14 protein-coding genes are annotated in these 25,959 nt (G+C 64.0%); 3 read left to right on the forward strand and 11 right to left on the reverse strand.

Translation table 11 applies throughout. The annotated features are described in order from the left end of the window. A complete protein-coding gene (locus GV819_RS06485) occupies positions 1-918 on the forward strand; it encodes a LysR family transcriptional regulator (RefSeq protein WP_025127304.1) in 918 nt (305 codons plus the stop codon). Here GV819_RS06485 and GV819_RS06490 read toward each other — a convergent pair. From GV819_RS06490 to praB, 10 genes are all read right to left on the reverse strand, one after another. Continuing rightward, entirely contained in the window at positions 915-4,160 is a 3,246-nt protein-coding gene (locus tag GV819_RS06490; protein WP_161755267.1) for an ATP-binding protein, read from the reverse strand. The two genes, GV819_RS06485 and GV819_RS06490, sit on opposite strands and share 4 nt — an antisense overlap. 78 nt (positions 4,161-4,238) lie before the next feature. Further along, a complete protein-coding gene (locus GV819_RS06495) occupies positions 4,239-5,672 on the reverse strand; it encodes a TolC family outer membrane protein (protein WP_161754669.1) in 1,434 nt (477 codons plus the stop codon). Between the two features lie 87 nt (positions 5,673-5,759). Then, positions 5,760-14,759, reverse strand: coding sequence for a TcdA/TcdB pore-forming domain-containing protein (locus GV819_RS06500; protein WP_161754671.1), 9,000 nt, complete (start codon positions 14,757-14,759; stop codon positions 5,760-5,762). A gap of 115 nt (positions 14,760-14,874) precedes the next feature. Continuing rightward, complete coding sequence (locus GV819_RS06505) at positions 14,875-17,022, reverse strand: type I secretion system permease/ATPase (protein WP_161754673.1); 2,148 nt, start codon at positions 17,020-17,022, stop codon at positions 14,875-14,877. A gap of 2 nt (positions 17,023-17,024) precedes the next feature. Next, positions 17,025-18,413 carry an HlyD family type I secretion periplasmic adaptor subunit gene (locus tag GV819_RS06510; RefSeq protein ID WP_161754675.1) on the reverse strand — a complete coding sequence of 463 codons (1,389 nt, stop codon included), beginning with the start codon at positions 18,411-18,413 and terminating at the stop codon, positions 17,025-17,027. Beyond that, positions 18,410-20,542, reverse strand: coding sequence for a peptidase domain-containing ABC transporter (locus GV819_RS06515; RefSeq protein ID WP_161754677.1), 2,133 nt, complete (start codon positions 20,540-20,542; stop codon positions 18,410-18,412). The genes GV819_RS06510 and GV819_RS06515 overlap by 4 nt, the downstream gene beginning before the upstream one ends. Before the next feature lie 234 nt (positions 20,543-20,776). Next, positions 20,777-21,181: a DUF2251 domain-containing protein gene (locus GV819_RS06520; RefSeq protein ID WP_025127310.1), complete on the reverse strand. Its 405-nt coding sequence runs from the start codon at positions 21,179-21,181 to the stop codon at positions 20,777-20,779. 106 nt (positions 21,182-21,287) lie between these two features. Beyond that, positions 21,288-22,121 (reverse strand): enoyl-CoA hydratase/isomerase family protein, encoded by an 834-nt coding sequence (locus GV819_RS06525; protein ID WP_161754680.1) that lies wholly within the window; start codon positions 22,119-22,121, stop codon positions 21,288-21,290. Between the two features lie 187 nt (positions 22,122-22,308). Continuing rightward, a complete protein-coding gene (locus tag GV819_RS06530; RefSeq protein WP_161754682.1) occupies positions 22,309-23,256 on the reverse strand; it encodes an ABC transporter substrate-binding protein in 948 nt (315 codons plus the stop codon). 196 nt (positions 23,257-23,452) lie between these two features. Continuing rightward, positions 23,453-23,944, reverse strand: coding sequence for an alkane oxidation protein activator PraB (gene praB, locus GV819_RS06535; RefSeq protein WP_161754684.1), 492 nt, complete (start codon positions 23,942-23,944; stop codon positions 23,453-23,455). 335 nt (positions 23,945-24,279) lie between these two features. Here praB and GV819_RS32925 point away from each other — a divergent pair, with 335 nt between their 5' ends. Next, positions 24,280-24,441 (forward strand): hypothetical protein, encoded by a 162-nt coding sequence (locus GV819_RS32925; protein WP_178124725.1) that lies wholly within the window; start codon positions 24,280-24,282, stop codon positions 24,439-24,441. Positions 24,442-24,497: 56 nt separating this feature from the next. Then, entirely contained in the window at positions 24,498-25,085 is a 588-nt protein-coding gene (locus GV819_RS06540; protein ID WP_372242052.1) for a helix-turn-helix domain-containing protein, read from the forward strand. Positions 25,086-25,156: 71 nt separating this feature from the next. Here GV819_RS06540 and GV819_RS06545 read toward each other — a convergent pair whose 3' ends face one another. Beyond that, entirely contained in the window at positions 25,157-25,660 is a 504-nt protein-coding gene (locus tag GV819_RS06545) for a hypothetical protein (RefSeq protein ID WP_178124724.1), read from the reverse strand. Positions 25,661-25,959 lie beyond the last annotated feature (299 nt).

Consider the following 25,959-nt stretch of genomic DNA (forward strand, 5'->3'; position numbering starts at 1 on the left):
ATGCCTAACTTCGCAGATCTGGAGCTGTTCATTCTGATTGCCGAACTGCAGGGCCTGTCGCCCGCCGCTCGCATCATGTCGATCACCCCGGCTGCCGCCAGCCTGGGGCTCAAGCGCCTGGAAAACCGTCTTGGCGTGCGTCTGTTCACGCGGTCCACGCGCACCATGAAACTGACTCCCGAGGGTGCGCGCTACCTGGAAAGTGCGCAGCACGCCTTGAAGATCCTGGCCAACGGCAAGCGCTCATTGAGTCACGATGACGGGATGCTGGAGCTTACGGTGTCTTCCGACCTGGGCCGCAATCTGCTGCTGGATATGCTCGCCCGGCTCAAGCAGGAACGGCCGCGAATGCATATCAAGCTGGCGTTGAGCGACAAGGAAGAGGATCTGCTCAAGGGCCGCTTCGATGCCGCCTTGCGCTATGGCAAAAGCCTGGCGCTGGACCTGGTCGAGCTACCGGTGCTCAAGCAGCATTACTTTATCGCCTGCGCCGCGCCCGCTTACCTGGCTGAGCATGGCGAGCCCGACTCGCCGGAACAGCTGAGTGCCCATGAGTGCATCATCTGCCACAGCATTGGCCGCCCGGAGAGCCGCTGGCGTTTCCATGCGCCCGGCAAGGTCGAGGACGTAGCTGTACAGGGGCATTTTTGCTGTGATGATGGCGATGCCGCACGGCGTTGGGCACTGGCCGGCCACGGCGTGGTCAATCTGCCGCTGTTGAATGTCATCGAAGACTTGCTCGCCGGTCGCTTGCTGCCGCTGTTGCCTGGCTGGCAGTCCGACGCTGCGCCGCTGAGCCTGGTGGTATCGCACCGCTCGCAGATCACCTCGTCGTTACGCGCCTTGCATCAATGTCTGGTCGAGCATTGCACGGACCGCATGGCCCGCTATCTGGCCCTGACTCAGAGTGCTGGCTAGCTCTGCTGCGTGCGCAAGTCGACGAGCAGATCATGGGCCTGCTGGAATTCCAGCCGGTATATCCGCTCCTGAATGGCCCGCAGGGCAGCGCCCGGGTGTTGCTCGTACAGCTCATCGATCATCGCCAGAGCCTGCGCATTATGGGTGCGCAGCAGGTTCGCCAGCTGCTCCAGCCTGGGCATCAGCTCAGCGTCCAGCCCCTGGTTCTCCATAGCACGTTCATCGCCCGCCGCCGGCAGCGACGCCAGGCCGGCCAGTACCGGCGCAAGGCACTGCGCCAACTGCTGGATCAGCGGCGCAAGGTCAGCCTGCCCGGTACAGTGTTCCTCCAATTGCCTGGCGGCTTGCCTGACCGCCGTGGCGCCAATGCTTGCGGCGGTACCCTGCAGGCTGTGGGCAAGAAAGCCGATCACGGGTAGGTCCTCAGCAGCATGGGCACGCCACAAGCGCTCGATGATCTGCTGCTGGGTATCACGAAAATCCGCCAGCAGTTTCTGGTGCAGCGCCAGGTCCTGGTTAACCACCGCCAGCCCGAGCACGCTGTCGATTCCCTCGTAGGTCATGCCCCGGGGGCTCGCGGCTTGCGGTGGCGGAGTCTGCGCCGCCGGCATTTCCACTTGTTTGATCCAGCGCACCAGGGTCCGATAGAGCACCGTAACCTCCAGGGGCTTGCTCAGCAGGTCGCTCATTCCGGCAGCCAGCGCCCTGCCCTGCACATCGGCCTGGCTACTGGCGGTCACGGCGATGATCGGCAGCGCCTTCAGGTGCGGATAAGCGCGAATCTTCTGCGTCGTGCCGTAGCCGTCCATGACCGGCATCTGGCAATCCATCAGCACAGCGTCGAAGCGCCCTCCTTCGAGTAACAGGCGCAAGGCCTCGGCGCCATTCGCCGCCAGCAGCACCTGTATGCCGACGCGCTGCAGCAAGCCCTGCAACACATCCTGGTTGAGCCGGTTATCTTCGACCACCAGCACCCGCGTGCCCGCCAGCAGCTGGGCATAGTCGTTGCTCGTGCACAGAACCCCCGCGCCGGTAACCGCTGGTACGGCAGGCGTGGCGCTGCTTGAGGTAGATGGCGCTTGCAGCGGCAATTGCGGCATGCCCAACTGCACGCTGAACTTGAACACTGCGCCCTGCCCCGGTTTGCTGCGTACTTCTATGTCGCCCTGCATCATCTGCACGATTTTCTTCGAGATGGTCAGCCCCAGGCCGCTGCCGCCGTAACGCCGACTGATCGACAGGTCCGCCTGGACAAAGGCATTGAACAAACGGGTCTGCTGCTCATCGCTGAGGCCCACCCCGGTGTCGGTGACGCTGAAGCACAGCCGGGCCTTGTCGCCCCACTGTCGCACCAGGCACACGCCAATACAGACATGGCCGGCCTCGGTGAACTTGATCGAGTTGTCCACCAGGTTGGTCAGCACCTGGGCCAGGCGCAGTGGATCACCGACATAACGCCCTGGCAGCGAGGCCGGAATATCCAGGTACAGCCGCAGCGCTTTTTCCTCCGCACGCTGGCGTACCAACAGCAACACATCGTCCACCAGTTCCCGCAGGTCAAAGCAGACTTGCTCCATGCTCAGCTTGCCGGCTTCGATCTTCGACAGATCGAGCACGCTGTTGATGGTGCCCACCAGATGTTTCGCCGCACGGTCGATCTTTTCGATGTAGTCGCGCTGCACCCGCTCCAGCGGCAAGTCCAGTGCCAGGTGGGCCATGCCGATGATCGCGTTCAGCGGCGTACGGATCTCATGGGACATGCTGTCGAGAAACTCCGACTTGGCCTGGGTGGCCAGCTCGGCATCGCGTCGTGATTGCTGGATTTGCGTTTCCACCGCCTTGCGCTCGCTGATGTCCTGCAACACCCCGGTGACCCGCGTCGGCTCACCATTGGCATCGCGCTGCATGACCTTGCCGATGTCCAGGACCCACAGCCATTGCCCGTCTTTGTTGCGCATGCGGTATTCGGCGCGGTACTCGCCGACTTCATCGTTGAGGTGCGCCTTGAGCCGGGCCATGACCGGCTCGTAGTCGTGCGGATGCACCAGACAGGTCCAGCGCTCCAGGCCATGGCCGAAGGCCTGTTCCATTTCCTGTTTGCTGTAGCCGAGAATCTGCAACCAGACATCGTTGTTGATCACCGTGCCCAGGCTGAGGTTCCAGTCCCACAGCCCCAGCGCGCCGCTTTGCAGGGCCATGTCCAGGCGCTGTTCGCTCTGCTCGATCTGCGCCACGTCGCGCTTGTGCCGCCGGGCATCGGCCAGACGCCGCAGGCCGCCCCACAGCAACAGTAAAAACACTACGGCACTCAAGCCCTTGATCAACAGCACCTGCTCGCCCGGCAGCAGCGCATCCAGGTCGCCCAGGGTAATCAGGGTCCACGGACCGCTTGGGTCATTCCAGTCAAAATCCACCCGGGACAGGCTGTAACGGCGGCCGTCCAGCCTGACCACCGGCTGATGGGCATCGAACGGCAGGCGCTCGGGCACCCCGTTGGCAAACGGATAATCGCTGAACTGCCGGCGGATCGCGCCCGTGAACTCGTTCCACGGCCAGGCCCGCTCGGACTTGAGCACAAAGTCCGGGGAACTGGCGGCCAGCACCACGCCACTGGGCGACAGGATCATCTTGAGGTCGTCGCTGTACTGCTTGCTCAGGCTGGCATCGAGCATGTCGCCGTCAAAACGGGCCACCAGCACCCCGATCACCTGGTCCTGGCGGGTGCGCGACTCGAAGATCGGCACCGCCATGTAGAACATGCGGGTGCCAGTGGTGACGCTGATTGCCCCGTAGACGCTGCTGCCGCCTGCGAGCGCCACCTTGAAATAGGGCCGGAAGGCCACGTTCTGCCCCAGCGGCGTGCGCCCCTGATGGTCATGGGCCGCCACCACCACGCCGTCCCGGTTGAGGACGAACGCATGGTTGGCCCCCACCACCATGGACAGGGTCTTGAGGGGCATGCTGGCCCGCTCCATCAGATCTGCAGAGGGTTCGGGCTCCAGCACCACCCGTTTCAGCGCGGGGTTGTGCCGGCCCAGGATCGACAGCGCGCCAATGGCAAAACCGCTGGACTTCCATTGCTGCAGGTCCTGCGCCTGCTCCTGGGTCTGCATCTGGATACTGGCCTGGTAGACGTCCTCGACCTGCACCCGGTAGTAGTTGCCCAGCGCCACCGCAGCACCGACTGCGATCACCACACCCAGGGCATAACAGCACCGCCTGTGGCTGTCGAAGAAGTCCAATAACCTGTACAACCGCGTCCCCCTTTACCTGAAAAACCTGTGCCCGCCGGCAGTTGCCTGGGGCATTGCCAGGCCCGGTCAGCGCTTTGCCAGCCGGCGTGGAAACTCCGGTGGCAGAAAATCGAGGTCTGGATCGTAGTCGGCCTTGAGGTAATCACAAAGCGCCTTGAGGTCCTGGGGCGACAATGTGCCCACCGATTGCTTGAGCCGCAGGGTATCGAGAATGTAGTCATAGCGGCTGTTGTTGTACTGGCGCACGGCGTTGTAGAGCTGGCGCTGCGCTTCCAGCACATCGACGATATTGCGGGTTCCCACCTGGAAGCCCATCTGCGAGGCCAGCACCGCGCCCTGGTTGGAGATGATCGACTGGCGCCGCGCGTGGACCTGATCAACACCACTGTTGAGGCCCCGATACAGGTTGCGAGTCTGCTCCACCACTTGCCGGCGCAAACCGTCATTGAGGTACTCGCGCTGGTTCATCCGCTGGTGGGCTTCGCGCACCTGCGAACGGGTCTGGCCGCCACTGAACAGTGGAATGTTCAACTGCAGTCCGACCGTCCGCTGCTCGACATTGCCACCGTAGCCGTTGCCACGGATATCGCTGTTGCCGTAACCCTGGGTGTCGTTGTCACCGCTCTGGTAGCGCAGCACTGCGTCCAGGGTCGGCGCGTGCCCGGCCTTGCGCGCGCTCAGGGTCTGCTGCGTCGCCTCCAGGGCTTGCTGGCTGGCCAGCAGTGTCAGGTTCTGGCGCACTGCGGTGTCCACCCAGCGCCGGGCGTCGTTGGGCTCGGGCAACAGCACTGGCATGTCGTGGCGCAGCCCCTGGATTGCCTGGTATTGCTGGTGCGTCAGGGTGTCGAGGGCTTCGAAGGCATCGTCGGTCTGCTTCTGCGCGACGATCCGGTTGGCCCGTGCGGTGTCATGCCCGGCCTGGGCCTGGAGTACATCGGTACGGTCCGACAAGCCCAGTTGCAAGCCCTTCTCGGCCACCTCGAGCTGGCGCTTGAGTGCGGCCTCTTCAGCCTTGGCCGCCGCCTGGGCGTCCTGGGCCTTGAGCAGGCCGAAGTAGGCCAAGGCGCTGTCGAGCATGAGTTTCTGCTCGGCTGCGGCCAGCTCCAGCTGGGACTGCTGGTCTTCGGCTTCGGCAGCCTTGAGGGTGAACCAGCGATCGGCACGGAATATCGGCTGATTCAGCACCGCCTGGTAGCTGGTGCCACTGCGCCGGGTGTCTTGCCGTGGCTGTTGCAGGGAGGTGCTGGTGGCGTTCAGGTCGGCACTGGCCGACAGCGTCGGCAGCAGGCCTGCCCGGGCCTGGGGCACCGCTTCGGCACGGGCGGCCTGGTCGGCGTGGGCCGCCGCCAGTTCACTGTTGTTGTGCCGGGCATCCAGGTACACCCGCCAGAGATCACTGGGCATGGCCTGGGGCGGGTATTGGGCGGCCTGCGCCAGCAATGGGATGGCGAGCAGGCAGCCGGCAAGGGCTCGCTGCCGCGAAATCATCGGTTTGATCATGGTCGGTTTCTACACAAGGGGAAAAATGTACTTGGAACAAGGAGACAGGAGGGGCTTTGCGCCCCTCCTGTGATGACTCCCGTGCGATCAGCTCAGGGGTGGCACCAGCACCGCCTGCGCGGCCTGACGGTTTTGTGGCAGGTGCTCGCGAGCACCGCCGGTGTCGGCGAAGGCCGCCATGGCCCCACTCAGTTTGGCCAGGCTCGGGCCCTCAAGCGCCGCCGCCGAGTCGATGGCATTGCTGTCCGCCACGGGCTTGCTCTCACGCGAGGACAGCTCGAACAAGCCGCCCTGAGTCAGCCCGGTCTGGGCGAAGCCCTTGAGCAGATGGTCGACGGTGATCACCGATGAGTCGCCTTGCAGCTCGATCTGCAGATGCCGATGCGCCGCAGCCTGGTTGCCTAGCACCTGGCGCAGCACCAGGGCGCTGCCGCTGCCGACGTCGGTCAGCAACACGTCCTCGCCCTGGCGGCTGACGAGGATGTTGTTGCCATCGGCCACCGGCAGGAACAGGCGATCCAGGGCCAGGCCGGGATCGTCGTTGTCGATCACCACCGTGCGGTAGTGCGCCCACATTGCCGGGCTCAGGCGATAGGTATCGTCGGCACTGCCACCGTGCAGCACCACGCTGTCGACCCCGGCAATCAGGGGAGGCGCCAGGTCATCCCGAGCGTCAGCCCCCGCCATGCCCTGCAGCAGCAGCGAGGAGCCGATACGTTCGACATTGCCGTAGTGGCCGAGCTTCACCGCCGCCCCTTCCTTGACCTTGTACAGTGCCTGCTCGGTCGGGCTGTAGACGTAGGCCGAGCGCGGCGATCCGGCTTCCACGCCAATAAAGCGCAAGTCGCTGGCGGCAGGAATGTCGTTGCTGGCATACAAGCGCCCGCTGGCGATATCGAACCAGCCCTGGGTCTCGGCGCCATGCAGGGTCAGTACGCCCTTGGCGCCCCATTGGCCGGTCACTGCCGCCAGCGCCTGGGGCAGATTGCCCGCATGCGCCTGCTGCCAGCCCTTGTCGACCGCCACCAGCTGTACATCGCCGTTATTGGTGCGCAAGAGGATTTCCCCCTGCCGCGTGGTCAGGCGCACCCCGGCATCGACCTGGACGGCCGAGCGCAGGGGCACCTCGGGCAGCAACAGCGTGGCCGTGGGCAGTTGCGCCGAGGCCTCAAGCACCTCATCGCCGCCAAAGGCTGCTTGCAGTGCCTCGGGGCTCAGCGGTGCCTGCAGGTACAGCTTGCCGCTCTCGGGCTCGAACAGCCGCGCGCTGGAGCTGGCGCTGTCGAAGCCGAGAAACTGCAGCGGCTTGCCTTGCAGCTCGGTCGCAGCCACCACCACCTGGCCGTTGTGGTACCACACCGCCAGCGCCGTCTTGCCATCGCCGGCCTTGGCTCCGAATACCGCCAGGGTGGCGTTGCTGCCGTTGACACTGGCCAGGTCCTGCCACCAGTTGGCACGGCCCTTGAGCCAATGCTCGTTGACCGCTTCGTAGCTCAGACGTCCCGAGGACTCGACCCGCGCCACGCGCCCGTCCTCGGTCACGGCCAGCAGATGGCCATTGAGATTGAGCACATTGGCCAGGGGCGGCGTGGTCAGGCGCAAGGCGCTTGGCTGGCCGGCATCGAGCACCTTCTGCCCCGGCCCTTCCTGGCGGAACAGCACCTGCTGCGCCTTGCTGTAGAAATAAAACACTTCCTGGCCACCGGGCTGCGCCAGGCTGCCCGCCAACACCAGATCCGCCGGAATCTGCCAGGCGCTTTGCGCCTGACCCGGGGCATCGGCACGCGGCGCTTGCCCGGCCGGTGGTGCCAGGTTCGGCTTGATCACGATGCCGTCGCTGCTGCGCACCCAGTAGCGGTGCGCGACTTTGGCGTTATCCAGACCAAACACCGTGATCAGCTCTGCCGCGGTCGGCTCCAGCAGGGACGCGCCCAGGCTGTACACCGGAGTGTCGCGCTGGGTGGCCTGAGCCTCGTAGCCCTTGAGCAAAGTATTGAGCAGGGTCTTGGCGTCCTTGCCATGCTGGCTGTTGCTTGCCGACAGTTGCAGTAGCGATTCATCGCCGACCACCCCCACCAGCTCCATCTTGTCACCGAGGATACGGAAGCTCAGTTCGGCTTCCCGCTCCTTGAGCTGATAGCGGCGGGCCAGATACACCGCATCGCCCTCTTGCCAGAACCGGCTGATCTGGCCGGCGCTCTGGTTGAACGAAGGGGCGAACTGCGCATCGACCTTGCCGCTGGCAATATCGACGCGCCAGGCGGCGGCGTTCTCGGCATCGACGAAGTAGGCATGCTCGCCGATGACCGCCCCCAACTGAGCGTTGCGCGCCTGTTGCACATCGGTGTCGGTGAACAGCATGCGGTCGTTGGCGACGTCGTAGTACGCCCGGCCGACATTGCGCTCACCGTGCTTGTAGTTCTCCACCAGCACGTACTGGCCGTGCAGCTGATGGGCCTGGGCCAGCTCCTTGAGGTGCTGTTCGATGCGGTGCTCGGGCACTTGCCATTGGCTGGCGTCTTCCTTCACCACGTAGGTGGTCTGGCTGGCAAAATCGGCCGCACGCACTTCGCCCTTGGCGTTGACCAGCAGCACCTGCCCGCTCTGGGCCGGATCGAGCTTGACCTTGACCCCACCCACCAGCAAGTGGTCCTTCGCCACGCTGATGCTGTCGCTCTCAAGCTGGCTGCTGTCGATGATCCAGCGTGACGGCTGACTGCCGGCCTCGTTGCTGAGCCTGACCTCGGTGCCTTCGTTGAGGCCGATCAGGTATTCGCCGCCTGCACCCTGGATGTCGTAGCGCAGGTAGCCGTACAGCTCCTTGGGCAGCTGCGGTATCACCAATTGCCGGTTGTGCCCATCGAGCAGCACTTCTACCGGCGTCTCGACGTACTCCTGGTGAATGCGGCGGATCGTCTCCTCGCTCGGGAAGATGTAGAAGTCGTAGTCGAAGCGCCGGTCCTGCTCAAGCTTGCGAATCACATCGAAACCCGTGTCATGCCGGGTGGTGGCCCCCGGCAGGATCATGTACTCGTAGCTGATGTAGGACTTGGGCGTGCCCGGCAGGATCACCGTCCTGCTGTCACCGTGTTCGAGTTTGGGCGGCTTGTCGCCGTGGCCAATGCCGCTGCGTACCTCGATCGCCTGGGCGCGGTCGTGGATCATCCGCGGAAAGTCCCCGGCCCAGAAGAAGTAGTTGATCGCCCCGGAACCGGTGGAGCCGTGATGGGTGCGGTATATGTACTGGCTGTCGAAACCTACCTCGTTGGCCCGCAGGTCGAGGCGCTTGACCACCGCCCCGGCCAGCGGCACCAGCACCTGTTGTTTCTCGTCATAACGATAGCCGTTGCCTTGGTAGGCTTTGTCGAGGGTGTCGAAGTAACGCCCCACTGCCTTGGCATCTTCGGCCACCGCACCAAAGGCCTGGGCCAGTGCCGTGAACCCTACCGCCAGGCCACCGAGAATCACCCCCGCGCCACCAAGCACCGCCGCTGTTGTCGAGGCACCGATCAGCCCGGCACCGATACCCGCCGCGCCGCTGACAAAACTTGCCGAATCGAACGCCAGCTGGGTGCCGAACACGGCCTTTTGCACATCGTTCTCGGCATGCGCCAGCTCGTAGGCATCCAGGCCGACCATGGCCCCGCCAAACAACAGGCCCGCGCCTTCGTTGACCGTGTGCCCCAGGGTCGAGGCAAAGTCCTTGAGTGAGGTTTCGGCGGCCATGGCTTCGCCGCGCAAGGCGGTCTGCACCAGCTTGGTGACATTGGCCACATCCTGCACGGTGCCATGGCCGATCTGCGCCAGGCCCAGGTAGCTGTGGATCTTCAACGCGGTGGCCAGGTCCGGCGACAGCGTGCCCTGGCCTGCGTCCTTGCGGTTCTTGTCGGCAAACCACTGGATCAGCGTCTGTACCGCGAAGCCGGCGTTCAGGCCATCCACCGCGGGTGCTTCGCCGACCCCGGCGCGGGGCCGGATCTGGCCATGCTCCAGAGTGAAGTGCTCATTGAACACCCGCATGTGCTCATCGACGAAATGGCGGAACTCGACAAAGGTGTCATCGTGAGTGGTCAGCAATTGCGTGCGCTCAGGCTGGTCACGGTTGATGAACTGCACCTGATAGCGACCCTCCGGGGTTTTCTCGGAGGTGGCGATGATCGGTATCCACTGGCTGCCCAGCTGGTTCTCCCGGGCCAGACGGGTGCTGGCGGCTTCGAAGCGCGCGCCCCACTGCTCGGCGTCGAAGGTGGTCAGTGCCGCGCCCAGGCGCAGGTCTTCACTGACCCGCTGGCGGGCGTCCAGCGCCTGCTCGACCTGGCGACGCTGGCCAATGACCCCGGCCAGCTCCTCGGGACGCGACAGATCGGCCACGTTCAGGCCGTTGCCCACCGGCACCTCGGCCATCTTGCCGGTGTCGATCTCGATCAGGTTGAAGGCCGGCAACGACTTGCTGCCGAACGAGCCGTAGTGCGCGGCCAGGTTGCGCTTCACCAGGTGCTGCTGCATGGCCTGGGACAGGCCCTTGGTGGAGTCGAAGGCAAAGATCCCCACGTTGGGGTCGTAGAAATAGTAGCGCTGGCCCTCGGCGGTCGAGGTGCTGCCCACCATCATCGAATGGTTCTGGGTATTGAGGGCGTACATCGCCGTGCCCTTGCTGGCGGCCAGCCGCGCCACCACCTCGGACAGCTTGAGCTGCCCCACCTCGGTCGACGCCTGCACCGCGTCGACATTGGAGTGCAGGCGGATCAGGCTGTTCTTGAGCAAGGTCGAGCTGCCGGCCTGCGGGTCGGCGGACGCCAGGAACAGCTTCTGCACCAGGCTGTTGGCCCCCGCCTCGCCACCACTGGCCAGGGCCACGGCCATGGCCCGGACCAAGGGGTAGCAACGACCACCGGAGCGGTCGCCCACCAGCGACAGGTAGAAGTCCTGGGGCGCCAGTTGGCTGAAGACACTGCCGGCAGTGCGGAAGTCTTCACTGAACACCGCGGTCTGGCGCAGCACCTTGTCGATGTACTCGGCCTGGGCGGTCTCGCTGATGCGTCCGCTCAGGGCGCCACGCTGCTGGGGCGTGAGCTGGCCGTCGAGGAACAGCCGCTTCATCTCCAGGGACGACATCTTGTCGTCCACCCCGGGAATCTTGGTCTGGCGAAAATCCCGCAGGCCATCGCTGAAGGCCGTGCCCCGCGCGCCCCGCTGGTAGGCCTCGGCGGTGGCATAACGCTCGCCCACGCTGCTGGCCCGCTCCTCGCCCGAGCCCTGGATCGCGGTATCGTCGGTGCGCACCACCGCGCCGGTGCCGTCCTTGGCCTTGATCTGCTGCCAGAGCCAGGTCTTTTCCACCGAACCGGCTTCGCGCAGCACCGGATCGTACTGCGCCCGGTAGTAGTCCTGGGTCAGGTTGATCTGCTTGATCTGCTGGTCGATCAGGGCCTTGTCGCCGGCCGTGCGGCGCTGCTCCTGCAGTTGATAGCGCTGCTCGGAGAGTTGCTGGATATCGGCGCTGACCTTGGCCTGCACCGCTTCGCGCAGCTGGTTCCAGGCGGCGATCGCCGGATGCTCGGGAGCAAACGCACCGTCGCGGTAGACGCCGTCGGCCACCCCGTCAGCCGATACTCCGAACTGCGCCGCGACTTTCTTCAGGTTCTGGTGCACCTGTTCGCGGTAGGCGGCGAACTCGCTCCGGTTGCGTTCCGTCACCTGGGTGTCGGCGGTCTGGATCGCCAGGGGTTCTGCGCCGTCGCGCAACTTCGGCCAGACCATCTGGCCTTCACGCTGGTACTCCTGGCGCTGGAACACCAGTTGCCATTGGCCGTCCACATACTGCATGTAGGCTGCGGCCAGGCCCTCGGCGGTGCCGGCGACCTGATAGTCCTTGTAGTCCACGGCCATCACCACGTTGTCGTACAGCAGCGAGCTGTTGACCCGACCGTCGTGGTAGACCCGGAAGGTGTTGGCGTCCAGGCTGGTCACCACCAGCGAGCAGCCCGACAGGGTGCCGGTGAACAGGAAGCTGCCCTCGGCGCCATGCTTGGGAATGTCCACATAGGCCGGCGCGTCATTGCTCTGGTTGGGGCCGTTGTAGCCGAGAAAATACGCCGGCGCACTGTTGCCGGCGGCGGCAATCTCATTGGCACCATGCTCGGTGTATTCGAGCTCGTACAGGTTCGGCGCCACCTTGACCAACTGCACATTGCCCTGGGCCGGCAAACGCCCCGACTTGACCAGGGCCTCGGCACTGAGGGTGTGGGTCTTGGCGAACTGTACAGGGTCGGCGCTGAACTGCTGAATGTCGGCGCTGCCCTGGCGCGATGGTGCCCCGCCCCCCAGCGACGCCAGCCCGACCTTGAGTTGCAGGTCCTTGGCCGCCTGCCCCAGCAGCGCGGGCATTGGCCCGACGCGGGTGAAACGCGGCGCATGGAACTCCTCGCTGGCTGGCAGGCCTTGATTGACGATCGGCAGGACGCGCTCCATCACCCCGTCGTACAACTGGCCCTGCAGCGCCTGGGTACTGCCCTCGGCACGGTAGCGGTCGAACATTTGCAGCATGTCCGGGCCAATGCTGTCCGGTCCCTGGGGTTCATAACGGGCGGCCACATACAGGGTCTCGAAGAACGAGTGATAGCCGTTGCGGATCATGAAGGCCGCGTTGGCCATCTGGAACTGCCAGTACTGCTTGACGCTCAGGGCACCGCCGAACAATTCCGGCAAGACGTTGCTGACGGTCTGGGTGGTTCCGGAAATACCGCCCACGAACGGCGTGTCCAGGTCACTCATGTAGCGGCTGGCGGGATTCGCCGGGTCGGGACGGAACTGGTTGTAGCTGCGGTACTTGTCGTCCTCGATCAGCAATGTGCCAGCAGCCTGGGCCTGCTCCGGGTGGGTGTTGAGGATCAGGTACGGGTCGGGCTGATTCAGCCGGTTGTTGATCACCAGCTTGTCGGCGCCGGTGGGCGGTGCCAGCTCGGGGTGGCCATTGACCGGCGCCGCAGCCTTGGAAAAGCTGTCGGCCGCCGGCCGCAGGGCATGGAACAGTGCCTGTTTGCGCAGGCTGCGGCCCTGGTCGCCGGCCAACTGCGCCTCGACCCCGGGGCGCAGCTGGGCATCCCCCGCCTCCAGCCCTGCGGGGCCACGCAACAACAGGTTCAGCAGCTTGCTGTCCAGGGCGCGCTCCACCGCCACCTGATCGAAGACATGCACCTTGGGGTTGCCAGGGTGCTGTTCGGCGTTGGCAGTGGCGACCCGCTGAGTTTCTGTCTCGAACGCCTGCGCCCGCCATTGCTCATACAGCGGTGCCAGCAACAGCTTGGCCTGAGCAATGTCGCTCTGCACATAACCGCCCTGCAGGACCTTGGCCAGCGCCGGGGTCTGGGCCAGCTTGTCGGCCAGGCCGAACAGCAGCCCGTCGCTATCCCGGCTCTGCCACACCGACGCGGCGAAGGACTGCTCCCAGAGCACCTTGTTCAGGTTGTTGCCCTTGATATCCCGCAGGCTGGCACGGATGTGTTGCGGCATCAGCACCCCGGCCGGGGTGATGTGGTTGCGCTCCAGCAGGCGGCTCAGTTGCTGGATGAAGTTCGCGCGCTCGCTGCTGCCTTCGAACAGGCGGCTGGCCTCGGTGCCACCGTCGCGCAGTTGTTCCAGCTTGTCGAAAAACGCCGCGTTGTACTGGTACAGGGCCTTGGTCTGGGCCTTGCTCAGGTGGCTGCTGCTGACCTTGTCGCCGTCGACGCTCATCAGCGCAAACGGCGTGGCGGCGCGGAACTCGCCGCCCTGGGGCATTTCCAGCAGGTACTGGCGCTCGGTGAAGCCCACCGAGCGTTCCAGCTCGTGGATGTTGACGAAGACCCCGTCGCGGTCCGGCTGGTAGCTGTTCTGCCGGAAGTCTTCGAGGCCGATGGTCTGGAAGCTGGTGATGTCGGCGTTCTGGTTGATCAGCTCGCTCAAGGCACTGCCCAGGGGCACTTCGCGGCGGAAGCTGGTGCTCGGCGACTGGCCCGAGACCTGGACCCCGACCTGGTTGGGCACCTTGCGATCGACGCTGGTCAGCAGCAGCGTGTGGCCGTCACTCAGGACCTGGGCCTTGAAGCCTTCGCGCAACGAGCTTTCCGACACCAGGTGGTGGGCAAAGTACTGCTCGACGAAGCCGGTCTTGACCAGCACCGAGCGGATCGGCGCATAGGTCGGTGAGCGCATGGACGGCGGCTCGTTCTTCAGCCGGTACTGTTGCTGCCAGGCCAGGGAACGGGCCGCGGTGCCGAAGGAGAAGTTCAGCACCCCATCGGTGGGCACCACCAGCCGCCCGCCGTCCAGGTAGAAGTCCTTGAAGCGCCCGTCGGTACTGGCATTGACCAGCGCCACGTTCATGCGGATGTAGCCCGGGCGTTCTTCCATCATCAGCAGGGAAATATTCACCGGCAGATCGTCGGAAGCCCGGGGCGGCTTGGCCAGCGCTGCGAGGCTCGCGGCCTGCTGCTTGGGCGCGGCCTTGAGCAAGGCGTCGTAGCGGGCACTGACCTCCTTGTAGGCCTGCAACTCGGAGAACAGGTTCACGTAGGTCTGGCTGAAGGTGGTGTCGGCCACCTGCACCTCGAGTTGCTGCTCCAGGCCCTTGATCCGCTTGGCGAGCTTGCCCTGCTTGGCCGGCCCATCGGCGGTCAGGCCCTTCAGGTCGGGTTTTTTCCCGCCGGCGGAGCCGAGCACGCCCAGGGCCTTGGTCCAGGTCTTGTCATAGCGGCTGACGGCCGCGTCCTGCCGGCTGTACAACAGAATGTCGCGGTCCAGCTGCTGCTTGTAGGCGCTGGTGGCCGGGGTGTCGGCGATGGCGTTCATCTCTTTGCGCCGTTGTTGCAGGGTCTGCAACTGGTCGCCGAGGGAGACCGGGTTGTCCTGCATCTGAAAGTGCTGGGCGGCCAGCACGCTGAGGGTGCTCTGCTGCATATCCAGCAGGCGCTCGCCGACCTCGCCGATGTACGCGGCGCGCTCGTCGGCACTCATGTTGAACCATTCGGTTTGGCGCCCGGCGGCCTTGATCTGTTGATCGATCAGGGAATTGAGCAGGCGCGTGAAGTCCTTGGACATGGAAGCCATTGCAGTGATCCTTTGTCTGTTTTGAGCAAAGCCCTTCGCGTTGCGAAAGGCTGCCTAGGGGAATGCGGGGTGGGGAGACATGACTGGTGGGTGAATCCTCCTGCCGTCGGTGGGGTCAGTCCTTCATCTGCAGGGCCCACTGCCGGGCATAGAGCCCGTCCAGGGCCAGCAGCTGTTGGTGTGTGCCTTGTTCGAGCACCCGGCCCTGATCGATGACCAGAATCCGGTCGGCATGGCGCAGGGTATTGAGGCGATGGGCGACACTGATCACCGTGCGGCCGCGGACGATGCCCTGCAGGTTGGCCATCACCGCCGCTTCCGACTCGTAGTCCAGGGCGCTGGTGGCTTCGTCGAGCAACAGGATCCCGGGGTTGGTCAGCAGGGCCCGGGCCAGGGCAATGCGTTGTCGCTGGCCGCCGGAGAGCTGGCCGCCGCGTTCTCCTACCTGGGTCTCGTAGCCTTGGGCCAGGGCCTCGATAAAGCTCGCCGCCCCCGCCAGGCGGGCGGCGTGCTGCACCTCGGCATCACTGGCCTGGGGCCGGCACAGGCGGATGTTCTCGGCCACGCTGCCGGCGAACAACACGCTTTCCTGGAGCACCACGCTCATGTTGCGGCGCAGGGCCACCGGGTCGGCGATGGCCAGGTCGATGCCGTCCACCATGACCCGCCCGTGCTGCGGCACATACAGGCGCTGCAACAGCCGGGTCAGGGTCGATTTGCCGGAACCGGAAGGCCCGGTGATGCCGACGAACTCCCCCGGGCGGATCTCCAGGTCGAGCTGACGCAGCACCTCCTGGCCGTCTTCCTGGTAACGAAAGCGCACCCCCTGGAAACTCACCCCGCCCTGTAGCGCCGGCACCGAAGCCAGGCCACCGCTGCCGTTTTCGCACTCGGTGTCGAGAATGTCGCCCAGGCGGCGCAGGGAAATCAGGGTGTGCTGGAAGTCCTGCCAGACCTGGGCCAAGCGCAGGATCGGCTCCACCACATGCCCGGCGAGCATGTTGAAGGCCACCAGTTGGCCGGGGCTCAACTGTCCGTCCAGCACCAGCATCACCCCCCACCAGAGCAACAGCGCTGAGGTGAGTTTCTGGATCAGGCCTATGCCCTGCCCGGCCCAGATGCCGACGATGCGGGTGTGGAACGCCGCCCGCACATAGGCCGCCAGTTGGCGCTGCCACTGCTGCTGGAAGCCGCTTTCGATGGCGCCGGTCTTGATGGTCTCGATGCCGGTCACGGCCTCGGTGAGGAAGGCAGTGTTGGCCGCATTCAACTCGTACTCGCGCAAGGCGCGGCTGCGCAGCAAGGGCCCCACACACAGCCAGAACAGGAAATACAGGGCCAGGGAACCCACCACCACCCAGGTCAGCAACGGCGCGTAGCTATACATCACCGCGATGAACATCCCGCAGAACGCCAGGTCCAGCACCAGGGTCAAGGCCGAGCCGGTGAGGAACTGGCGGATCTGTTGCATCTCGCCGACCCGGGCGATGATCTCGCCGGTCTGGCGTCCCTGGAAATACCCCAGCGGCAACTGGATCAGGTGCTGGTAGAGGCGCGCCGACAACTCGGCGTTGATCTTGCTCGCCACATTGCTGAACAGCCAGGAACGCAAGAGGCCGAACAACGGCTCGAACAGCGCCAGGGCCAGCATGGCGATGCCCAGCACCTGCAGGCTCGACAGGCCGCGGCTGACCAGCACCCGGTCGATGATGTTCTCGAACAGCAACGGGGTCACCAGGGCCACCCCTTGCAACATCAGCGACACCAGCAGCACGCTGCGAAACTGCCGCCCGTGCTTGAGGATCGACGGCAGGAACCAGGACACCCCAAACCCCTGGGCCTTGGCCTGCACATGCTGCTCGGCCAGCAACAGCACCTGGCCCTGGGGCGGCCAGAGCTGGGCCAGTTGCGCCCGAGACAGGGTCTGGCATTGCCCCAGCAGCGGCCAGTAGACGCGCAACTGGTCACCTTCTACCGCGTCCAGCACCGCCCAGCCGTTGGTCGTTTCCAGCAGGGCCGGCAACGGCAGGTGGTCCAGGCGCTGCACCTGGCTGTTCACGGCCCGGGCGCGCAGGCCGATCCAGCCGGCGCAGCGCCGCAGGTCAAGGCTGTCGGCCAGGCCCTCGACCCGCCCCAGGCGGTGCGTCAGTTGCGCCACGCTGATGCTCAAATCAAAACGCCGGGCGGCCCAGGCCAGGGAGTGCAGGCCGGTGTCGAGCAACGTCGGCAAGAGTTCGTCGGCGGGGTTGCAGGCAGTGGTCATGCTCAACGCTCCCGCAACGCTTCGGATTGATACTCGCGAATCGGGCTCAGCAGGTAATTGATCACCCGCCGCTCACCGGTGCGAATCTCGCCGGTCACGCTCATGCCGGCCTGCAAGGGCATCCAGCCCTGCCCTGCGGCGATTGCCGCGCGCTCCAGGCGGATGCGGGTGGGGAACACCAGCCCCAGCTGCTCGTCCTTGATGGCATCCCCCGAGACATGGGCCACGGTGCCGCGCAAGGTGCCGTAGCGGGTATAGGGGAACGCATCCACCTTGATCTCCACCGGCTGCCCGGCCCGAACGAAACCGACGTCCTTGTTCAGCACCATGACCTCGGCATCCAGCTCGGCGCCCTCGGGCACGATCACCAGCAACTGCTGCGCCGCCTGCACCGCGCCGCCCAGGGTGTGCACCGCCAGTTGCTGGACCACCCCGTCCACCGGTGCCAGCAGGGTCTGCAGGCGCTGGCGGTCGCGGCCACGGATCAACTGCTGCTCCAGCACGGCGATGTCCTGCTGGCTGCGGTTGAGCGCTTCATGCTGTTCGCGCTGGGTCCGGGCCAGGAAGCTGTCGCGCTGCTCCCGGCGATTGCTGGCCTGGGCCTTGAGCACCTGCAACTCGGCCTGTTGCTGGGCCAGTGAACGCTCGACGTCCAGTTGCTCCTTCTCCTGCTCCAGCAATTCCACCAGGGGCATCAGTTGCTCGGCGGCCATCGCCCGGCGTGCATGGAGCCGTTTGCGGACATTGCTCGCCAGCTTGCCCAGGGCACTGATCTCGCTGCCCCGGGCCTGCTGACTGGCCTGGTTGATGGCGATCTCGGCGTTGAGGCTGTCGAGGTTGGCGCTGATTTCCTTCCAGGTACTGAGCAGTTGCTCCCGGGCCGCCGCTGCCTGTTGTGCATCCAGCCCCGCAGGCACCTGATAGCTGTGCAATGGCTCCGGGGTCAGCAGTGCCCGGGCCCGGGCCAGCTCCAGACGCTTGAAGTCCAGTTGGGTTTGCAGCTCGCTCAATTCGGCGTCGATGCCGATCGGGTTCAACGCCACCAGCACCTCGCCGGCCTTGACCCGCTGCCCGTCGCGCACATGGATGGCGCGCACTTCCCCAGCCTCGTGGGCCTGGATCACCTTGGTGTAGCTGGAGACCATCAGGCGCCCGGCGGCGCTGGCATGAATGTCGAGAAAGCCGAGGATCGCCCAGCCCAGGGCCAGGAGGATGCTGAAGATCAGCAGCAACGCCGTGGCCCGCGCCCAGGGTGCCGGCGGACGCTCGACAATTTCCAGGTAGCCGGGCTGGAATTCGTATTCGTCGCGGTTGCGCTTGAGCAGCGCCGGCGCCTGACCCAGGCGCTGACGGGCACGGCGCAAGGTGCGCAGCAGTGAGCCGAAAATCATGCCTCCTCCTTGCGCAGCGCCTGTTGCAAGGCCCACAGCCGCGAGTAGCAACCGCCGTTGGCCAGCAGTTGCTGGTGGCTGCCCGACTCGCTGATGCGCCCCTGTTCCAGGGCGATGATCCGTTGGCAATGGCGCACCGCCGACAGGCGGTGGGCAATGATGATCACCGTGCGGTCCTGGGCGATGCTTGCCATGTTGTCCTGGATCAGCGCCTGGGATTCGTCGTCCAGGGCGCTGGTGGCTTCGTCGAAGATCAGGATGCGCGGGTCGCCCATCAGCGCCCGGGCAATGGCGATACGCTGCCGCTGGCCACCGGACAGCGAGCTGCCGGCTTCGGCCAGCACCGTGTCGTAGCCCAGGGGCAGGCGCAGGATGAAGTCGTGGGCCCCGGCCAGGCGCGCAGCATCGATCACGCTTTCCAGGGACGCGGTGGGATGGCGCAAGGCGATGTTGTGCCGCACGCTGCGGTTGAACAGGTAGTTTTCCTGCAGCACTACGCCGATCTGGCTGCGCAGCCAGGCCGGCGGCAATTCGGCCAGAGGTTGGCCGTCGATCAGGATGCGCCCGGCATCAGGGGTGTAGAGCTTCTGCAGCAGGCGGGTCAGCGTGCTCTTGCCCGAGCCGGACGGCCCGACGATACCCAGGGTCTGCCCGGCGGCGATATGCAGGTCCAGGCCGCGCAGCACCAGCGCCAGTTCCGGACGGTAGCGGAAAGCCAACTGCTCGATGCGCACCTCGCCGCGCAACGGCTGCTCTGGGGGGCGGTCGCCCTCGGCCTGCTCCACCGGCAGGTTGAGCATGTCCCCCAGCTTGTCCACCGATACCCGCACCCGGACGAACTGCTGCCAGACGTCGATCAGTTTGGCGATGGGCTGGCTGACGTGGGACAGCATCATGTTGAAGGCGATCAATTGGCCGATGGTCATCTGCAGGTCGATGACCTTGCTCGCGCCCCAGCAAATCACCGCCACCGCGGTGACTTTCTGCAGCAGCGTCACCGCCTGGCTGATGGCGCTGCCCAGGGTCTGGCTGGCGAACCCGGCCTCGACCATCTCCGCGGTCTGCGATTCCCAGCGCCGCTGCATGCGCGGCTCCACTGCCAGGCTCTTGATGGTTTCGCTGCTGCTCACGGTCTCATTGAGAAAGGCAGTGTTGCGCGCGGCACTGTAGAACTGCTGCTCGATGCGCTTCTCCAGCGGGCCGGTGCTGACCCAGGCCAGCAACACATACAGCGGCAGGGTCAACATCACCAACAGCGTCAGCGGCCATGAGATCCAGGCCATGACGGCGAAAAACACCAGGGTGAAGGCCACATCGACACACAGGGTCAGCAGAGAACCGGTGAGGAACTCGCGGATGCTGTCCAGCTCCTGGACCCGAGTGATGATCGCGCCGACTTGACGCTGCTTGAAGTACAGCAACGGCAGGCCGAGCAGATGGCGGAACAGCTTGACGCCAAGACCGATATCGATGCGATTGGCGGTGTGCGCCGACAGGTATTCACGCAAGCCCTTGAGCAGCACCTCGAACAGGCCGACCACCACCAAGGTCATCACCAACACGTCGAGAGTCGACAGCGCCCGGTGCACCATGACCTTGTCCATGACCGCCTGGAAGAATAGCGGGGTCGCCAGGGCCAGTACCTGCAGCAACAGCGAGCAGAGCAATACCTCACCCAAGACCCGCCGGTGGCGCAGCAGCTCCGGAATGAACCAGGACAGATCGAAACGCAGGCCGCCCTGACGCAGACGAATCACCTCCCCGCTCCACTGCTCGGCCAACTGCGCACGGTCCATCACGTCAGGGGTCTGCACTGAAGGTCGCTGCACCAGTGCCTGGGTGTCAGAGAGCCGGGCCAGCAGGATGAAATCGCCGTGCCGGTTGCGCCAGACAAGGGGCACCATCTTCGGGGTCAGCCTGGTCAATGCCAGGCGTTCAAGGCGTAGTTCGACGCCGGCGGTTCGTGCGTAATCCCTGACCGCCCGGCGCAGGTCAAGCGGCGGGGCTGGGGCCGGGGGGGCGGCTTGCGGCGCGCGCTCCTGGGTCAGTTGCAGCAGCAGGTGGCAACAGGCCAAGGCTGAATGAACGGCCGCACCGGCTGGGGATGAAGTGGCAGACAACCGCGTCATAGCGCAGCGTCCGTTAAGCATTGGCAGCAGGGTGTTGCAGAACTGACTGGCATAGACCGCTCGTTTCTTGCTCCAGAGAGCGTGGAGGCACGAACGAAGTCTGAGTCAGAAAACTGACGATGATAATCAGCGTTTGGATTGAAGCGTTTTAACTAAAACTTGAAGTCTTCCCGGAAAAACACCTTCCGCTTCGATTGAAATCATGAAAAAAGCCTGGCAATGCCAGGCTTGTCATCAAGCAAACAGATTGAGCGCGGCGTCGTCCCATTGATGACCGCCTTCGGACCAGCCTTTGCCCATCTGCGGTGGAAAGCCGGATCTGCAATATCCCTGCCTGGCGTCGAAATCGAATACCGCGTGGGGATAATCGTTGATCAGCAGCACCGCCTTGCGGTGGTCGATGGACCAGCCGATTTTCACCACCGATGGCTTGTCGTTGTCGGATACATCGGCAACGTTGTAGATATGCAGCGCATCGTGAATCGGGTTGTCGGCGACGGCAGTATCCAGTGCGTAGAAGTAAGCGGTGTGCCCATCGTCTTCAAAAACCACGACCAACGAGCCTTCCTCTGCGGGAGCCTCCAGTACCAGATCCTGGCCTACATTCAGTTCACTTTCAGCTGCTAGATAAATGGGCATTGCGGCAATCCCTGTCCTGTTGAGTGTTGAAAGGCACGCATGATGACAATCCGGGATAATTCCGGCAATCACCAAGCCGAGGTCGACTTGGGCGTGCCCTTGGCACTCAGTCCCTGACAATTCCCGGTGTCCTGGATGGCTGTCGGGCCGAGCGATCGGGATGGTCACGCTCGATGAACTGGCGCAAACCTTCCTGGGTCTCGGGCTGATGCACCGATCGATTGAAGCACTGGGCTTCGATCTTCAAGCCCTCGGCAAGGGGGAGCCCGTAACCTCGAATCGCGGCTTCCTTATCTGAGCGCATGGCCGGTTGTGGCAGGCCGGCAAGGACATTGGCGAGTTCCATCGCCCGTTTGAGCGAGCGTCCGCTAGGCACCACTTCGTTGACCAGGCCGATACGGTACGCCTCCTGGGCATCGATCACCTTGCCCGTCAGAATCAATTCCATGGCCCGTCCCATGCCGATGATTCTCGGCAAGCGCTGGGTGCCTCCGTCCGCCAGGCCAATGTTCCAGCGGCGGCAGGTGACGCCGAACGAGGCATGCTCTTCGGCGATACGCATATCGGCAAAACAGGCCCATTCCAGGCCGCCGGCATAGGCCACGCCGTTGATTGCGGCGATCACCGGCTTATAGAGGTCGGTCCAGCGGCTGGGGCCGATGATGCCCGGGCGTTCGCCACGGTCATGGGCGGCGATTTCCTCGGCGCTGGAGGGCACCAGTTGCGCCGCCGCCTTGAGATCGCCGCCGGCACAAAACGCCCTGTCGCCGGTGCCGGTGATGATCGCTACCAGGGCGCTTTGGTCTTCGCGAAAGCGGGTCCAGGCTTCGATCAGTTCACGGTGGGTGACAGGTCCGATGCAGTTGCGCTGCTCAGGACGATTGAAGCGAATGACGACCACCGGTCCATGTTGTTCGTAGGCTATTTCGCTGAATGTCATACACGCTCCGGTCAACTCTTCCTTGGGCCAGGACGCGGCGCCTGGCTGCCTGGAAGGATTATAGGAGCAGGATTGAGTACTCATTGCTGACCTTCCAGTGCCCTGCCCGGCACGTTGCCTGGCGATACCAATGCCCGGGGCTCAGCCATCGCCGGCAAGCCGGCTGCTACAAGGAGTGGCAGGCGGTTCAGTCCGCCAGGGCCTGCTGGAAGGAAGGGTCGATGATCGACGCGGTGGCCAGCGGTGCCGGCAGTGCTTTGACCTTGAACAGGAAGTCTGCGGTGCTTTGCAGGTCTGCCGCAGCCTGTGGGTCCACAGGCCCCAGGGTCAGGTGTGCCTGGCGCAGCCAGTGCCGAGACACGTTCTGGTCGAGGTTGGCTTTTTTCGCCCAGAGATCGGCGTATTCGTCGGTGTGGTTGTCGACCCAGGCCCGGGCCTTTTTCAGGCGCACCAGGAAGTCGGCAATGGCCGCGTGTTTGTTGTCGATGGCTGCAGTGGATGCGGCCACGGCGCTGAGACCAGGCATCAGGTTCTTGGCGGTGAGGATCGGGCGCGCGCCGGAGAACACGATCTGCTGGGAAATGTAGGGTTCCCACACCGGGAAGGCGTCGATGCCACCCTGCGGCAAGGCGGCTGCAGCGTCGATCGGCATCAGCTTGATGAAGTCCACGTAGTTTTCCGGCAGGCCGGCCTGCTCCAGGGCTCGCAGGGTCAGTTGCTGGCTCCAGGCACCGGGCCAATAGGCAACCTTCTTGCCCTTGAGGTCGGCGATGGTTTTCACTGGCGAGTCCTTGGGCACCAGCAGCGCGATGGTGTCCGGGTTCTGCCGGGAGACCCCGATCAGCTTCACCGGCGCCTGTTTGGCCGCCAGGAACAGGAAGCCCGAATCACCGAGAAAGCCCAGGTCCAGGGCGCCACTGTTCAAGGCTTCGGCCAGGGGCGCGGCCGCCTGGAAATGTTTCCACTGCACCTTGTAGGGCGCGCCTTCGAGTACCCCGGAAGCCTCCACCGAGGCACGGATGTTGTAGTAGTTCTGGTCGCCGACGTTCAGCTCCAGTGGCTCGGCGGCCTGGGCCAGGGGAGTGACGAGCAAGGCACTGACGAGCAATTCGCGCAGGCGTCGTGAGAGGTTCATGGGGCGGTTCCTTGGGCAGGGATCAGGGGATTCATATAGACCATAACGATCTTTACAGACCATCCTGAAATTCTCTTTTTGCATAAGCTAAGAGAGCCTGGAACTTGCCCCGCCTGCAGCGCACAGCAGGCAGCGTCGAGAACCCCGGGACCGAAGGTCCCGGGGCAGGTGCAACTGGGCTAACAGCGACCGGGGATCAATTCACCACCGTCAGCAACGGCAAAATCGCCACATCCAGGGAGATGAGCTTGCAATAGCCCCCCAGCGACTGGTTGGAGGCGTTCAAGCTGGAGGAGGCATTGTTCCATTGGATACGGATGGTATTGATTCCGCAGTTCGAGGAGGTCCCGGTCAGGGCCAGCCCCATCTCCGAAATGCCACCGCTGAGCTGGCTGTCCATGTACATCGGCCAGGAAAGACTCTTGGCCACCAGCAGTGAGCAAAAGGGCGAGCTGCCCGAGAACCTGGCCGAAGTGATTTTGGCGCTGTTCAGCGGATTGACCGAGCCATCGATGTTGATGTTGCAGACGATTGTCTGCTGGAGGGTCGCGGGGGTTTGCAAACGAATGGTGCCATGCCCCTGGAAACTCGCCACGGGAGTGAAGTGCGGGTCAGCCACTGCGGACGATGCAGCAGCGCAAGCCAGTATCAGCGTACTGGCGACAAACAGGCGATTCAGGTTGTTCATTGTTATTCCTCGCAGGTAGGGCGATGCAGATCGCCGGGTAATGGCCGTGATCGAGAAGTCACGAGAAACGGCAGGACATCCCTTTCCAGCCAAATTTCAGAGCAATTACCGCTGCGCACGGGCAGCCAGGAGGTACGCGATAGCAGCACATTTCCAGCGAATTAAAAATACACATTTAAAAATATTTTTGAATTATTGGTCGGATCCAGTCGAAATCGGCCTTTTATAGAATCAGAAAGAATTAATAAATGAATATTGATTATTTATGGCTATATGAAAATCCACGTACTCTTCAGCTCACCCGAGACTCCTCGTCATCACAGTGAGTGCCCACCATGCAGCCGACTGACAACCTCATCGACCTGGCCCGCTACCGCAAACGCAAACAGGCTCAGCAACGGGCACAACTGATGTGGGAAATCTATGCGCGCAATGCCGCCTGCCAGGCCGGGCAATGGGCCCAGGCCCAGCACGGCAATGAGCCCTGCCACGGGTGAACGCTCAGGACCCCTCGCGCTTTCTGGCCGGCGATGCCTCGTCGCTGCTGGACCTCGTGCCCCTGCATGCACAGGACGAAGACCCCATCAGCCAGCGGGTTGCACAGAACCTGCTGCGCTTGCGTGGCAAACGCCACCTGTCCCTGGATGCCCTGGCCCGCCAGTGCAGCGTGAGCCGGGCGATGCTGGCGCAGATCGAGTCCGGACGCAGCGTGCCGTCGATCAAGGTGCTGTGCAAAATCGCCAAGGGCCTAAAGGTTTCGGTGGCGGCCTTTCTCGAGCATCGGGCCTTCGAGGGCGTGGCGCTGCTCACGGCGAGCCAGAGCAAACGCCTGGTCAGTGCCAATGGCGCCTTCGTCAGCCGTGCGCTGTTTCCCTTCGACGTGGCACGCCAATCGGAATTCTACGAGTTGCGCATCGCGCCCTTGGGTGAAGACCGCTCCGAAGGCCACGGGCCGGGCGTCCAGGAGAATCTGGTGGTGGCCCAGGGGGTGCTGGAAATCAGCGTCAACGAGGAGCGTTACTTGCTGTCGCCGGGCGATTCGATCCTGTTCTATGCCGATCAGCCCCATCGCTATCGCAACCCGGCAGACAGTGAGGCCGTGGCCTATCTGGTGGTGACCCACCCCGAACGCCTGGACTGATCGGCCCACGCAATAAAAAGCCCGGCGGGGGAGTCATCCCCGCCGGGCTTTTGCGTGAAGCCGTTGCTGGCTTAGCAGGTGCAGCACATCATCGGCATGCCATTGCAGCTCATCATCATCGGCATGCTGCAATCGTTCATCATCTTCATCATCAGGGTGCAGCTGTTCTGCATCATGTCCATGTTCATGCCGGCCATGGGCATCAGCTTGCACAGCATGCCGTCGGCCACCAGGGTGCATTCCATCACGCACTTCATCGAGGGCATCGGCATACCCACCATCGGCATGGGCATCATCATGTTCATCATCGGCATGGCCATGGCCGCCTGGGACATGCACAGCATGCTCATGTTGGCGCAGTGCATCATCATCGGCATGCCGCAGTTCATCATCATCTGCAGCATTTCGGCGCTGTTCTTGAACATCGCCATGTCCATGCCCGCGGCCGGCATCATCTTGCACTGCATGCCGTCTTCGAGCATTTCGCAGCTCATGGTCGCCATCATCATCGGCATACCCATCATTGGCATCATCGGCATGGCGCTGTTCATTGGCATCTGCATGGCGTTCAGCATGATCTTGTTCCCTGAAGTATCGATAGTTGGATGAAGCGAATGGAGCGGATTCTAAGCAGCGCCGCAGGATCGGCAAGGGGCCGGTCCTGCAGCGGCGACGGCTGTCGCGACCCGCTTTCCAGCGTGGCGCAGCCGAGAATGTCCGTTGTAGCAGCGACCTGTATTTCATAGCGGATGGAAATGGCTTTTCAGCGTCATTGCGTCTGCTGTGGATATGTGAAAAACAGCTATTTACATAACCCGGAGAAATAAACGTTCTAACCGAGCCGGATTTTTTCCCCGCCGTACTCCCAGGGGCG

It is taken from the genome of Pseudomonas sp. Fl5BN2, assembly GCF_009908205.1.
Classification (GTDB): domain Bacteria; phylum Pseudomonadota; class Gammaproteobacteria; order Pseudomonadales; family Pseudomonadaceae; genus Aquipseudomonas.